The organism is Acinetobacter venetianus RAG-1 = CIP 110063 (assembly GCF_000368585.1).
Lineage (GTDB): Bacteria > Pseudomonadota > Gammaproteobacteria > Pseudomonadales > Moraxellaceae > Acinetobacter > Acinetobacter venetianus.
Genome location: NZ_KB849558.1, coordinates 259,941 through 274,056 on the forward strand (window position 1 = coordinate 259,941; position 14,116 = coordinate 274,056).

Annotated in this window: 15 protein-coding genes and 1 tRNA gene; 12 read left to right on the forward strand and 4 right to left on the reverse strand. The window is 38.4% G+C overall.

Translation table 11 applies throughout. The features are described 5' to 3' along the window. Positions 1 to 46: 46 nt before the first annotated feature. Complete coding sequence (gene nadB / locus F959_RS06700) at positions 47 to 1,684, reverse strand: L-aspartate oxidase (RefSeq protein ID WP_171056578.1); 1,638 nt, start codon at positions 1,682 to 1,684, stop codon at positions 47 to 49. A gap of 372 nt (positions 1,685 to 2,056) precedes the next feature. On the opposite strand from nadB, the gene F959_RS06705 reads away from it, so the two are divergent. From F959_RS06705 to F959_RS06760, 12 genes are all read left to right on the forward strand, one after another. After that, positions 2,057 to 3,436 carry a Do family serine endopeptidase gene (locus F959_RS06705; RefSeq protein WP_004878524.1) on the forward strand — a complete coding sequence of 460 codons (1,380 nt, stop codon included), beginning with the start codon at positions 2,057 to 2,059 and terminating at the stop codon, positions 3,434 to 3,436. Positions 3,437 to 3,550: 114 nt separating this feature from the next. Then, a complete protein-coding gene (locus F959_RS06710; protein WP_004878525.1) occupies positions 3,551 to 4,006 on the forward strand; it encodes an acyl-CoA thioesterase in 456 nt (151 codons plus the stop codon). A gap of 161 nt (positions 4,007 to 4,167) precedes the next feature. Next, positions 4,168 to 5,985 (forward strand): translation elongation factor 4, encoded by a 1,818-nt coding sequence (lepA, locus tag F959_RS06715; RefSeq protein ID WP_004878526.1) that lies wholly within the window; start codon positions 4,168 to 4,170, stop codon positions 5,983 to 5,985. 69 nt (positions 5,986 to 6,054) lie between these two features. Beyond that, positions 6,055 to 6,918, forward strand: a complete 864-nt coding sequence (gene lepB, locus F959_RS06720) for a signal peptidase I (protein WP_004878527.1) — start codon at positions 6,055 to 6,057, stop codon at positions 6,916 to 6,918. Between the two features lie 23 nt (positions 6,919 to 6,941). After that, positions 6,942 to 7,319 (forward strand): DUF4845 domain-containing protein, encoded by a 378-nt coding sequence (locus F959_RS06725; protein WP_004878528.1) that lies wholly within the window; start codon positions 6,942 to 6,944, stop codon positions 7,317 to 7,319. Further along, positions 7,288 to 7,983 (forward strand): ribonuclease III, encoded by a 696-nt coding sequence (rnc, locus tag F959_RS06730; RefSeq protein ID WP_004878529.1) that lies wholly within the window; start codon positions 7,288 to 7,290, stop codon positions 7,981 to 7,983. Before F959_RS06725 ends, rnc begins: the two co-directional genes overlap by 32 nt. 4 nt (positions 7,984 to 7,987) lie before the next feature. Beyond that, positions 7,988 to 9,028: a GTPase Era gene (gene era / locus F959_RS06735; protein ID WP_004878530.1), complete on the forward strand. Its 1,041-nt coding sequence runs from the start codon at positions 7,988 to 7,990 to the stop codon at positions 9,026 to 9,028. 11 nt (positions 9,029 to 9,039) lie between these two features. Then, positions 9,040 to 9,225, forward strand: coding sequence for an NF038104 family lipoprotein (locus F959_RS06740; protein ID WP_004878531.1), 186 nt, complete (start codon positions 9,040 to 9,042; stop codon positions 9,223 to 9,225). Positions 9,226 to 9,234: 9 nt separating this feature from the next. Beyond that, positions 9,235 to 9,942, forward strand: a complete 708-nt coding sequence (gene recO / locus F959_RS06745) for a DNA repair protein RecO (RefSeq protein ID WP_004878532.1) — start codon at positions 9,235 to 9,237, stop codon at positions 9,940 to 9,942. A gap of 51 nt (positions 9,943 to 9,993) precedes the next feature. Beyond that, positions 9,994 to 10,722 (forward strand): pyridoxine 5'-phosphate synthase, encoded by a 729-nt coding sequence (gene pdxJ, locus F959_RS06750; RefSeq protein WP_004878533.1) that lies wholly within the window; start codon positions 9,994 to 9,996, stop codon positions 10,720 to 10,722. A 4-nt stretch (positions 10,723 to 10,726) separates the two neighbouring features. Further along, a complete protein-coding gene (gene miaE, locus F959_RS06755) occupies positions 10,727 to 11,389 on the forward strand; it encodes a MiaE family protein (protein WP_004878534.1) in 663 nt (220 codons plus the stop codon). Between the two features lie 47 nt (positions 11,390 to 11,436). Then, entirely contained in the window at positions 11,437 to 12,117 is a 681-nt protein-coding gene (locus F959_RS06760; RefSeq protein WP_004878535.1) for a TonB C-terminal domain-containing protein, read from the forward strand. 58 nt (positions 12,118 to 12,175) lie between these two features. Here F959_RS06760 and F959_RS06765 read toward each other — a convergent pair. From F959_RS06765 to F959_RS06775, 3 genes are all read right to left on the reverse strand, one after another. Further along, positions 12,176 to 12,251 (reverse strand) — tRNA-Asn (locus F959_RS06765). A 146-nt stretch (positions 12,252 to 12,397) separates the two neighbouring features. Beyond that, complete coding sequence (locus F959_RS06770) at positions 12,398 to 13,024, reverse strand: superoxide dismutase (RefSeq protein ID WP_004878536.1); 627 nt, start codon at positions 13,022 to 13,024, stop codon at positions 12,398 to 12,400. A gap of 165 nt (positions 13,025 to 13,189) precedes the next feature. Continuing rightward, positions 13,190 to 13,948: a Nif3-like dinuclear metal center hexameric protein gene (locus F959_RS06775; RefSeq protein WP_004878537.1), complete on the reverse strand. Its 759-nt coding sequence runs from the start codon at positions 13,946 to 13,948 to the stop codon at positions 13,190 to 13,192. Positions 13,949 to 14,116: the final 168 nt, after the last annotated feature.

The window sequence follows — 14,116 nt, forward strand, 5'->3', positions numbered from 1 at the left end:
TTGGAGGCTAAAGATATAGAAGGAAGAATCTTTAGCCTTAATTTCATCACTCATTCACCAAAGGCTGTTCTACTTTAAAGTTTGGCGGTGTCAAAACTGTTTTACGAATTTCATTAGAAAGCTCAGGATAATCAAGTGTGTAATGTAAACCACGAGATTCCTTGCGTTCCATCGCACAACGCACAATCATTTCTGAAACTAGAACGAGGTTACGCAATTCGATCAAGTTTTTGCTGACACGATAATCTTGATAATACTCAGTGATTTCGCGTTTTAGCATTTCAATACGGTGTAAGGCGCGTTGCAAACGCTTAGTGGTACGAACAATACCGACATAGTTCCACATAGTTGAACGCAACTCATCCCAATTTTGCAGAATTACTACATCTTCATCCGCATCTGTAACTTGAGACTCGTCCCAAGATGGTACAGTAGGGAATTTAAAGTCCGAATCAAATTTTTGTTGGATATCGTTAGCTGCACTCATGCCATACACAAAACATTCAAGCAGTGAGTTACTTGCCATACGATTAGCGCCGTGTAAGCCAGTATACGAAGTCTCACCAATTGCATATAAGCCATCTAAATCGGTTTGACTATTCTCATCAACGACAACACCGCCACAGGTGTAATGTGCAGCTGGAACGACAGGGATCATATCTTTGGTGATATCGATACCAAGTTCAATAAGTCGTGCATATAAAGTAGGGAAGTGCTCGGTAATAAATTCTGGTGATTTATGCGTGATATCTAGCCAAACATGGCGAATACCTAGGCGCTTGATTTCATGGTCGATGGTACGTGCCACAATATCACGCGGTGCAAGTTCAGCACGTTCATCAAAACGTAGCATGAAACGCTCGCCGTCTGGTAAGCGCAAATAAGCACCTTCGCCACGCATTGCTTCGGTAATTAAGAAAGAGCGTGCTTTTGGATGATATAAACAAGTTGGATGGAATTGATTAAATTCCATATTGGCAACACGGCAACCTGCTCGATAAGCCATTGCAATACCATCGCCTGTTGCGATGTCAGGGTTTGATGTATACAGGTACGCTTTCATTGCACCGCCACAAGCCAATGCTGTAAATGGCGCTAAGAAAGTATGGACTTGTTCATTTTTCTCATCTAAAGCATATAAGCCAATTGCTCTATTCTTTTCACCTAAATGACCAAGTTTGTGTTTTGTGATGAGATCAATCGCAATATAGTTTTCAAAAATTGTAATATTTTTTCTTTCTTTTGCACGCTCGACTAAAGTTGTTGAAATTGCTTTGCCGGTTGCATCGGCTGAGTGAATAATCCGACGCTGCGAGTGACCACCTTCACGCGTTAAGTGGAGTTGCTCATCATCATCTAATGTAAATTGAACACCCTGTTCTAATAAAAAATCAACTGAGGGTTTACCACCTTCGACTGTATGCTTTACTGCATCTAGTTCACATAAATGTGCACCTGCAATCATCGTGTCATTAATATGTTGTTGAATTGAGTCAGTCTCATCTAATACCGCAGCAACACCACCTTGAGCATAATAGGTACTCGCTTCTGTGAGCGCAGCCTTTGCTAAAATCGCGATGTTGTAATGACTTGGTAAAGAGAGTGCTAGGCTTAAACCTGCACCGCCACTGCCCACAATAATCATGTCAAAATGATGAATTGTTTCTAAATCAGGCATGTCGATCTGCTTCAATTTCAAACGTTCGCTAATGACAACGCTTTTTGAACAAAAAGGCAAGAGCTAATCTGCTTAGAATTGAGCGATTTTTTGGCGAATGAGTCAATAATTTGCTTGTTTTGTTATATTGCTACATACCAATAATCATGCGATTACGTTTAGGAACATTTTTTTAATGTGAGTTTAAGTTGGTCATTATAAAACCTGTTTTGAACAGTGGTTATATTAATTTTCCTCCACAATTTATTCACATTTTAGGTTTTTATTTCTTTGTATACATTGAAAATATAAACATTTTTTAACGAAACGTATGAAATGGTTATGATACAACATAACCTTAAATTTTTATTCGATCATCAGTATGTAGGTTCTTGCTTCATGAAAAGTCGATATTTACAACAAGGAATGTTTGCAGCGGTATTTACAGTAGCAGCAGCTCAAGTCGATGCCGCAGCTCCAGTAGATTTTTCAAATCTCGTTGAGCAGGTTAGTCCAGCTGTAGTGAGTGTGAATGTTGTGAAGAAAATGACTCAGGAAGAGTTATTGCAACAACAGGTTCCTGAAATCTTGCGTCGTTTCTTTGGTAATCAAGTGATTATCCCTCAACAGCAGGGGCCACAAGAAAAAACAGCTTATGGAAGTGCATTTTTTATCAGTAAAGATGGTTACTTAGTGACTAATCATCATGTTATTGAAAATGCATCACGAATCAGTATCACATTGAATGACCGCCGTGAACTAGATGCGACATTGGTTGGTAGTGATGAACGTACTGATGTTGCTGTACTAAAAGTAAATGGTACGAATTTTCCTGAATTAAAAGTTGGTAATGTCGACCAGTTAAAAGTTGGTGAGCCTGTTTTGGCGATTGGTTCTCCATTTGGTTTCGATTACTCAGCATCAGCAGGGATTGTGAGTGCTAAATCCCGTAACATGAGTGGCGAAACATCAGTGCCATTTATTCAAACAGATGCTGCTTTAAACCCTGGTAATTCTGGTGGGCCACTTTTCAACCAAAAGGGTGAAGTGGTTGGTGTGAACTCTCGTATTTTTAGTGGTACGGGCGGATATATGGGCTTGTCGTTCTCGATTCCAATTGATGTTGCAATGGATGTTGTTCAGCAGCTTAAAACCAATGGCAAAGTGACACGTTCTTATCTAGGCGTGATGTTGCAGGATATTGATCGAAATTTAGCGGAAGCCTATAAATTACCAAAACCAGAAGGTTCTCTAGTTAATCAAGTTTCGCCGAAATCACCTGCTGAAAAAGCTGGGCTTAAATCAGGTGATGTGATTTTAAAAATCAATGGTACTTCGATTTCTCGTACAGGTGATTTACTCAATGTATTGAACCGTACTGCACCAGATCAAACAATTCAGTTAGAGATTTTACGTGATGATAAAACACGTACAATTTCAGCGACATTGGGTACGGCACCTGATGATACACCAGCAGCAGAAGATAAAAATAATCCAACAAGTGGGTTGGGTATGAGTATCCGTACACTGACAGAAGCTGAATTAGCAAGTTTAAATGTTCGTGGTGGAATTTTGGTTCAAGATGTTAAACGTGGTGGATTAGCATCTCTATCTAATATCGTTGCTGGCGATGTTATTGTTCAAGTAAATGGAACGGCAATTACGAACAGTCAAATGTTTGCAAAAACGGTTGCCGCTTTACCTAAAAATAGTGTTGCGCGAGTAACGATTATTCGCCAAGGCCAACGTGCAATTTTAGGATTGCGTTTACCGAAGTAATCAAATAAATGAGAAAACCACTCTATTGGATAGGGTGGTTTTTTTATTTTGTAATACTGAGTTGTTTAGACTAATGTACGGCACTGAACTTTTGTTGTTGAAGTACGAAAAATTATGAGCACAATTTTTGATTTAAAAATACAGGTTCAACCACAACATATTGATATATTGGGTCATGTCAACAATGTGATGTACATCCAATGGATGCAGGATGTTGCAGCAGCGCATATAGAAATGTTGGGTTTAGGCTTAACCCAATATTTAGAGTTAAAACATGCGATGGTGGCGGTTGAGCATCATGTTCAATATCGTAAAGCTGCACTTGAGGGTGATGAGATCATTTTACGGACTTGGTTGGATGACATTAATGCACTCTATTCATTCCGTCAGTACGCATTTTATCGACCAAAAGATCAAAGTGTTTTATTCGTAGGAAATACCAAATGGGCATGTATTGAAATTGCAACTGGTCGACCAAAGCGTATGTCGCCGAGTTTTACTCAGGCTTATCAGCCCATTTCAAATGAATTAGATCCAATGGATTTTTCAATTTCCTATGCGGAAAAATGAGAGTGTTAAGTCACTATTGCTTTGAGTTTGGGTATAAAAGCGCAGAATTATTTTGAATACTTTAAAATGTCATTCTGCTATAATCCCCAACAATTTTGTTAAACCATTTTGGCTCATTGCTTTTTATAAGTATAGGGCGCTCTATTTTCTCAAGGTAACCCATGGCGCAAGCTAAAAAATCCGTAGATATCAAAAATATACGAAATTTCTCGATCATTGCTCATATTGACCATGGTAAGTCGACTTTGGCCGACCGTTTTATTCAAATGTGCGGTGGCCTTCAAGATCGTGAAATGCAAGCTCAGGTATTAGACTCTATGGAGCTTGAGCGTGAACGTGGGATTACGATTAAGGCGGCATCAGTTACGCTTTATTATACGCATCCAAATGGTCAGCAATATCAATTAAACTTTATTGATACGCCTGGACACGTTGATTTCTCTTACGAGGTTTCGCGTTCTTTAGCTGCGTGTGAAGGAGCTTTGCTTGTTGTTGATGCTGCACAAGGCGTTGAGGCTCAATCTGTTGCGAACTGTTATACAGCAATTGAGCAGGGCTTAGAAGTACTACCAATTCTCAATAAAATTGATTTACCGCAGGCTGAACCTGAGCGTGTGATTCATGAAATTGAAGAGATTATCGGGATTGAAGCAACTGACGCTCCAACATGTTCAGCAAAAACAGGTTTGGGGGTTGAAGGTGTTTTAGAGCGTCTAGTCGATGTTATTCCTGCACCTGAGGGTGATCGTGATGCACCTTTACAAGCTTTGATTATCGACTCATGGTTTGATAACTATCTAGGTGTTGTCTCGCTTGTTCGTATTAAACAAGGCCGTATCCGTAAGGGTGATAAAATGCTTGTTAAGTCAACAGGACAAGCACATCCTGTGACTTCAGTTGGTGTGTTTAACCCTAAGCATACTGAAACGGATATCCTTGAAGCAGGTGAGGTTGGTTTCGTTATTGCAGGGATTAAAGATATTTTTGGTGCGCCAGTCGGCGATACGATTACATTGGTATCTACACCAGAAGTTCAAACTTTACCTGGTTTTAAAAAGGTAAAACCACAGGTATATGCAGGTCTATTTCCGATTGATTCAAGTGACTTTGAACCATTCCGTGAAGCCCTACAAAAACTACAGATTAACGATTCAGCTTTGTTTTTTGAACCTGAAAGTTCTGATGCTTTAGGCTTTGGTTTCCGTTGTGGTTTCTTAGGTATGCTGCATATGGAAATCGTACAAGAGCGCTTAGAGCGTGAGTATGATCTCGATTTGATTAGCTCAGCGCCAACAGTGATTTATGAAGCTGTAACTAAAAAGGGTGAAACGATTTATATCGATAGTCCTTCAAAAATGCCTGATGCTTCAACAGTTGAAGATTTACGTGAACCAATTGCTGAGTGCCATATTCTCGTTCCACAAGAATATCTTGGTAATGTCATGACTTTATGTATCGAACGTCGTGGTGTTCAAAAGGATATGAAATTCTTAGGTAATCAGGTTTCAGTTACCTTTGAGATTCCGATGGCTGAAGTGGTGATGGATTTCTTTGATAAATTGAAATCTTGCTCGCGTGGTTTTGCTTCGCTGGATTATAACTTTGTACGTTTTGAGAGTTCATCTCTAGTTAAGGTGGATGTGTTAATTAATAGCGAGAAGGTGGATGCGTTGGCAATGATTTGCCACCGTCAGGATGCGCGTCACCGTGGTATTGCATTAGTTGAGAAGATGAAAGATCTCATCCCTCGTCAAATGTTTGATGTTGCAATTCAAGCCGCTATTGGTGCGCAAATTATTGCACGTTCTACTGTAAAGGCGATGCGTAAAAACGTATTGGCTAAATGTTATGGTGGTGACGTTTCGCGTAAGAAGAAACTTCTTTCTAAACAAAAAGAAGGTAAGAAACGCATGAAACAAGTGGGAAGTGTTGAAATTCCACAAGAAGCGTTCTTAGCTGTATTGAAAGTAGATCGATAAAAAATAAGGCTAGAGAGTCTTATCATTCTCTAGCCGTAAGACGAGCAGCAAGGCTGCGAGTGAGGGTTTGTGGATTTTGATTTTAATTTGATTCTAGTGCCTGCTACGCTGATTTTTTTCTTGGTGTGGTTGCTTGATAAGTTTGTGTTTAAACAGCGAGCGAATAAAGGGCGTGATCAGGAAAATTTTGTTATTACTTGGGCATATGATTTTTGGCCAGTCTTAGCTGTCGTCTTAATTCTTCGATCTTTCTTGTATGAGCCTTTTAACATTCCCTCGGACTCTATGGTACCGACCTTGGAGACAGGGGATTTTATTTTAGTTAATAAGTTTGACTATGGTGTGCGTTTACCTATTGTCAATACTAAAGTGCTGAATGTTGGTGAACCTAAACGTGGTGAAGTTATTGTATTCCGTTATCCGCCTCAACCAACAATTAGCTATATCAAGCGAGTAGTTGGTCTACCAGGTGATCATATTCAGTTTAATGCAGGGCAGTTGATTATTAATGGTAAACAAATTGCAAAAGTTGCGACTGAGTTTACGCGTGAGAAAGATCAGCTAGAAACACCTACGGTTTATTATTTTAAAGAAACTTTAGGGGAACACCAGCATTTGATTCGTTATTTAGATGGACGAAATCCTTTGGCTGAACAATTCCAGTTTGCACAATTAAAAGGTGCTGAATCTTTAGTTCCTTTTGTTGCGAAAGAAAATGATGTGTTTATTCAAAGTAATGGTCAAGATTGGGAAGTGACAGTTCCTCAAGGACAATACTTTGCAATGGGTGATAATCGAGATCAAAGTGCGGACAGTCGTTTTTGGGGTTTCGTACCAGAAGCGAATTTAACGGGTCGTGCTTTTTATGTATGGATGCATAAAGAACCTGGGTTTCATATTCCAAGTTTTAACCGAAATGGTAAGATTGACTAATAAAAATATAAAGGAAATATCAAATGCGTAAATCTCAACAAGGGGCTTCGTATATTGCAGTTTTATTTGGGGTGATTTTATTTGCGATTGCAGTTAAGGCTGCTGTAGCAATATGGCCAGTATATTGGGATGATAAAATCATTGATACGCAGATCAAAGGTTTACTCAAAGATAGTCCTGAGAATATTTCTCCAACAAAATTTTATAACCAAATGGATCAGCGTTTGGAAATGAATAATGTTCGTGAGATTCATTTTAAAGATATTGCTTTAGTAACCTATAAGAATGATTTGTTGGTAAAGAAGAAATATGAAGTGCGTAAGCCATTCATGTTTAATGTTAGTTTAGTTATGACTTTTGAGAAGACTTTTGACCAAAAATCTGCAAAGCAAGCTGAATGATTCAAGATTACAAGGGCGAATAGGGTACCAGTTTAAGCAGATTGATTTGCTAAAACTTGCCTTAACCCATCGTTCCGTGAGTCATAAGCACAATTATGAGCGCCTAGAATTTCTAGGCGATTCATTATTAGGAATGATTGTCGCCAATTATTTATATTGTACTTACCCGCAAGAAAATGAAGGGCGTTTAACGCGTATGCGTGCGACGTTAGTTCGTCAAGAAGCTTTAGGGAAGATCGCAAATGATTTACAACTTAGTCAGTCATTAATTTTAAGTACAGGTGAATTAAAATCTGGTGGACATCATCGCGAATCCATTCTTGCGGACACAGTGGAGGCGATTATTGGTGCTATTTATTTAGACTGTAATGATCTGAACTTGCTACAAAGCATTGTGCTAAAATGGTATGAACCTTATTTAGATCATATCGAACCAACTGATCAACTCAAAGATCCCAAATCACGGTTACAAGAGTATTTACAAGCACGTAAAAAACCTCTCCCAGTTTACGAGGTTGTAGATATTCAGGGTGATGCCCCAAATCAACATTTTAAAGTGGAATGTTTGATTGAGGGATTGCCAAAAATTCAAGGCGAGGGCTCAAGTCGTCGTTTTGCCGAACAAACGGCAGCGGCAGAAATTTTAAAATTATTGGAGCAATAACCTGATGTCTCATTCAAATGAAAATCCTTTACCTCAAAATCCATCTGAAGCTACTGAACAGCAAGATGGTAATGATTTAATTAATCAATTTTTTAGTTCGCAAGGAACGACAATTCCTTCGGATTTTAAAAGCGGTTTTGTTGCAATTGTTGGTCGACCTAATGTTGGAAAATCAACATTAATGAATCACCTGTTGGGCCAAAAGCTTTCTATTACATCCCGTAAGCCACAAACCACGCGTCATAAGATTGTGGGGATTGATTCGCGCGAAAAATCACAAGCAGTATTTGTAGATACGCCAGGTATGCATAAGAAAGAAGTACGTGCGATTAACAAGATGATGAATCGTGCGGCACATTCGGCGTTACGTGATGTGAATTTGGTTTTATTTGTTGTTGATGCACAAAAGTGGACTCAAAACGATGAGCTTGTTTTGGAAAAGCTGAAAAATGCAGATATGCCAGTGATTCTTGTAATTAATAAGTTAGATACTTTTGAAAACAAAAATGAAGCATTGCCGCTGATTCAAGAACGAGCGAAGTTAATGAATTTTGCTGAAATTGTTCCCGTATCCGCTTTACGCGGCGCGAATTTAGAACATTTGCGTGACACGATTGAAAAGTATTTACCTTATCAGCCACCTTTGTATTCATTGGATCAAATTACAGATCGTTCTGAGCGTTTTCTTGCGAGTGAAATTATTCGTGAGAAAATCATGCGTCAGTTGGGTGAAGAGTTACCATATGATTTAACGGTACAAATTGAATCATTTAAAACAGAAGAAGCAACTGTAAATGAAAAAACAGGACGCTTAAAACCACCATGTACTTATATCGATGCAACGATCTTTGTTGAGCGTCAAGGACAAAAAGCCATTGTAATTGGTGATAAAGGTGCAAAGCTGAAAAGTATTGGTATGGATGCACGTACAGACATGGAAAAAATGTTTGAACAAAAAATCATGCTTACGCTTTGGGTAAAAGTTAAAGGTGGCTGGTCTGACGACGAACGCGCTTTAAAAAGCTTAGGTTATAGCGATATCTAAGAGGTTCTGCGATGATTAAAGCTCTTGTAATTGTTTCTTGTGTCTTTTTGCTACAGGGCTGTATTACTAAAATAGTTACAGTCCCTGTTAAAGTTGCCTATAAAACCACAAAAGGCGTGGTGAAAGGGACTGCAGCTGTGGTTGGTGCAGTTATTCCTGACGGCGATGATGAAAAGGACGAGAAAGAAAAGGACTAGTATCGTTTTATGATGCGTAATGAAGTCCTACATGGCTATTTAATTCATCATCGTAAATATCGTGAAAAAAGCCATATTGTGCATTTATTTACTCAAGAATATGGTCGGGTGGATGGAATTTTAAGACAAATTCCTCCACCTCAATATCAGCCGATTCGTATTCAAGCGACGGGTAAATCTGAACTTAAAAATTTCACAAAATTAGAAATTCTCAATCAACCTGTATTTTTCCACGGTGATGCGTTTTTTGCTGGTTTTTATTTGAATGAAATTCTATTGCGTCTTTGTACTTTGGAAGAGGCAATGCCACAAACATTTGAACAATATCAACTGATTTTATTGCAGTTACAGCAACTTGCTTTGCATGAGCAAGCCGCTTTATTTCTTCGACAAATTCTTCGACAGTTTGAACATGTTTTATTACAAGAACTAGGTTATGCAATCGATTTTTCTGTAGATGCAAATCAAACAGCAGTAGAAGCTTTGCAACATTATCAATTCCAACTCAATGATGGATTTTTACCAGTAAGGCAAGCTTCACGTTCTACACTTTCTGGTGCTCTAATTACTTCAATGCAAAGCTATGAAGATGGTCAAGATTTTTCTTTAGAACAACTGCAATTGTTGGGTAAACTATATCGTCAGATGATTAGTGCTTTATTAGGCGATCGGCCATTAAAAAGCCGTCAGCTGTGGATTCAAAGTACACAAACTTAATTTTCTTAAAGCATTTTTAAATGTTTAGAGAGTAAATGTTAGGATATTTTTATGGCTGTAATTTTAGGTGTAAATATTGATCATGTTGCGACATTAAGACAAGCGCGTGGCACGACTTACCCTGATCCAGTTCAAGCTGCTTTGGTTTGTGAAGAGGCGGGTGCAGAGGGGATTACTTTACATTTACGCGAAGATCGCCGCCATATACAAGATGATGATGTACGTCGTATGCGCCCGTTATTAAAAACGCGTATGAATCTAGAGTTGGCTGTAACAGATGAAATGGTCGCATTTGCAAAAGAGATTCAGCCTCAACATGTGTGTTTTGTACCAGAACGTCGACAAGAGGTGACGACAGAAGGTGGCTTGGATGTTGTCGGTCACTTTGAAAAAGTCAAAGCAGCGACTCAAGCACTCAAAGCAATTGGTAGTGATGTGTCTTTATTTATCGATGCAGATTTGGCACAGATTGATGCCGCTGTGGCATGTGGTGCCCCAACCATTGAAATCCATACGGGTGCTTATGCAGATGCGGAAACTGATGCAGAACAGCAAATAGAATTAGTCCGTATTATCAAAGGTGCCGAATACGCAGCAGCAAAAGGTTTGGTTGTGAATGCAGGGCATGGGTTAAATCTCGATAATGTTGCTGCAATTGCTGCAATTCCGCAAATCCATGAATTAAATATTGGGCATTCGATTATTGCGGATAGCGTGTTTGTTGGGCTCTCTCAAGCAGTTAAAGATATGAAAGCAGCGATTCAAGCTGCTGTGAGATAAGTTGATGAGTAGTTCGAATTATGATGAGCTAATGCAACCCGTTATTGCATTTTTGGGTTGTAAAACGCCACAAGTATGGTTAGATGAGGCGCTGAATAATCTCGACATCTTAATCCAGGATCATGCCAACTGTGAGAAAAAAGCAGCAAGTACGGCTATGAATTTGATGTTCCGCTATAGTTTTTTTACTGACCTACAAGTGAAATTGGCGCAATTAGTGCGTGAAGAAATGCTGCATTATGAGCAGGTTTTGGAATTCATGAACAAACGTGGCCAAGAGTGGAAGGGTTTGAGTGCAGGGCGCTATGCAGGTGGATTACGTAAAGAAATCCGTACCTATGAGCCTGAGGCTCTAATTGATGTGATGATTATTGGTGCATTTGTGGAAGCGCGCTCGTGTGAGCGTTTCTATGCGTTGGCACCGATTGTTGATGATGAACTGGGGCGTTACTATCGCTATCTACTTAAATCAGAATCTCGTCATTTTGAGGATTATCTGGCACTGGCTTTGGATGTTGCACAAACTGCAAAACTCAAAGATCCAGAAGAAACGATCCAGCAACGCATTGAGCATATTCGTGAAGTGGAAAAGAACCTGATTTTAAGTCCAGACGATACCTTCCGTTTCCATAGTGGTGTGCCAGCACAGGTCACTATCTCATCGTAATGAGATAGTGAATTGGGATATAAAAATAACAACTTTGAGAATTATAAATGAGATTTTTATCAAAAATAGTAGTTGTATTATTGTGCATTTGGGTAGAGGGTATTCATGCTAAGAGCATTGAATTTATTAATATTGATCTTCATGTCTTAAAATGGAAAAAAATACCGCAAATATTAGTTAATCCTTCTTTATTACAAGGTAAAAATAGGGATCTGAATATTTTGGTATATGTAAATGAGAAAGGGGAAGTAGTCGCATCAAAAATTAAGAAAAGTAGTGGTATTGTTGAGTTAGATGCTTTGGTGGTGGCTGAAATCAAGAAATCTAGTCTTTATCCGTATCAGTTTAATGGTAAATATTATCCTGTTAGAGTCGAGCAACCCTTCGAATTTTATATTAATGATAATCAGGTGGATGATCCAGCTTTAACAGAAAGTGATAGAAGTAAATCAATAGAAGAGAAAGTTCATAAAGAAATAATGAGTTTATGGGAAGTTCCTACTGGTAGTGCAAATTTAAGTAATATAGTGAAATTTAATATATCAAGAAATAACGCAATTGATTCTATACAGGTTCTTCAGAGTAGTGGGAATAGAATTTTTGATCTATCTACGAGACAAGCAGTTCGTCATTCAACAATTGTAAGTAGTTTAACGAATGCTGAGAAGAATGATTTCTTTGGTGGGTTAGAGTCAAGGGTGGTAACAATAGTATTTCGATCAAACTAAATATTAATTTGTACGTATAAAAAAAGCCCCAATCAATGATCAGGGCTTTTTAGAATCTTGGCTCTCCCACCTGGGCTCGAACCAGGGACCTGCGGATTAACAGTCCGTCGCTCTACCGACTGAGCTATTGGAGAATCTGATGCGCATTTTAGGCATGAAAACCTATGTCGTCAACAAGAATAGTAAAGAAAATGAATTGTTTGCTTGATAAATATTCTTTTGAAGCTGTATGCATAAAAAAACTGCCCGAAGTGGGCAGTTTTTATTCAAGAAATAATAATTATTTCTCAACACCTGCTGGTTGACCTGCAAGTTTTGCATTTGCATAGTCCCAGTTCACTAAGCTTTCTAAGAAAGTAGCAATGTATTTTGGACGTAAGTTACGGAAGTCGATGTAGTAAGCATGTTCCCAAACGTCGATTGTTAATACTGCAACTTGACCATGAGCAAGTGGAGTATCTGCGTTTGCAGTTTTAGTAATTGATAATTTACCATTTACTTCGTCAGCAACTAACCAAGCCCAACCTGAACCAAATTGAGTTGTTGCAGCAGCAGTAAATTCTTCAGCAAATTTTTCGTAGCTACCAAAAGCTTCATCGATTTTAGCTGCAATCGCGCCAGTAGGCTTTCCACCACCATTTGGTTTCATGCTGTTCCAATAGAATGTGTGGTTCCATACTTGAGCAGCATTGTTAAAGATACCTGCTTTAGATGCATCACCAGCAGAAGCTTTGATGATTTCTTCTAAAGATTTACCTTCAAGGTCAGTACCTTTGATTAGGTTGTTTAAGTTAACAACGTAAGTATTGTGATGTTTGTCGTGATGGTATTCTAAAGTTTCGCGAGTAATGTGCGGAGCTAAATCATCATAGCCATATGGAAGTGCAGGTAAAGTAATGGTTGTCATGTTTCAATCCTTGCATTTGCTGGGTTTTACATTAAGTGGCTCTATTGTAAATGATTCTAAAGACAATAGGACAGTCTTTTAAAGAACTATACACAATAAAGACTTAATTTAAATATATAACCCAAATGGAAAAAAGATTTAACAAAATCGGATTCTTCAATTCTATTAAATCGGATTATTAAGTTCAAAATAGACCGCTTCAATCATGAATTGATTAGCAAGCGCATTGGCTAATCGCTGTACCCCATAACGTTCAGTTGCATGGTGACCACATGCAAAATAGTGTACGCCCAGTTCTTTTGCTTCATAAAAAGTACGTTCGCTCACTTCACCTGAAATATAGGCATCACAGTTTTCCGAAGCTGCTTTTGCTATAAAATCTTGAGCCCCACCTGTACAAAAACCAACTTTTTGAATTGATGTTTTGTCACAAGGTAAATGGATGATGCCAAAATTAAAGATGCTTTGTAATTTTGCTTTGAACTGTTCTGGACTAAGTGGTTGGTCTAGATAAGCGATATTACCGATTGGGTGCTTTTCTGATGGGTCTAACGCTTCTAGGTTTTGTAAGCCAATTAAATCAGCAATTGCTACATTATTGCCTAAACTTGGATGTGCATCTAAAGGAAGGTGGTAGGCAATCAAAGAAATGTTATTTTGAATGAATTTCTTAATACGGTTTCCACGCATACCTGTGATTGGGTAAGCTTCACCTTTCCAAAAATAACCATGATGAACGAGCAGCGCATCTGCTTTTTCGGCAATCGCCGCATCAATTGCATCTTCAGATGCGGTGACTGCACAAACAATCTTGTTTACTTCAGCTTTACCTTCGATTTGTAAGCCATTTGGTGCGTAATCTTTAAATTCGTTTGCTTTTAAAGTTTGATTACACCATTGCACAATGTCATGCAAATTTGCCATGCGATTCCTCAAATGTTCAACATTTTATGGGAGTAAATAAAACACATTTTTAAATGTAACTAAAGCTAGACAAAACTTTTTTAACTTTTGCATTGATTTTAAGCTATTTACTTTACAATGATGGAAATTTCCCGTTCTTCAATATATTACTTATTTATAACTTACATT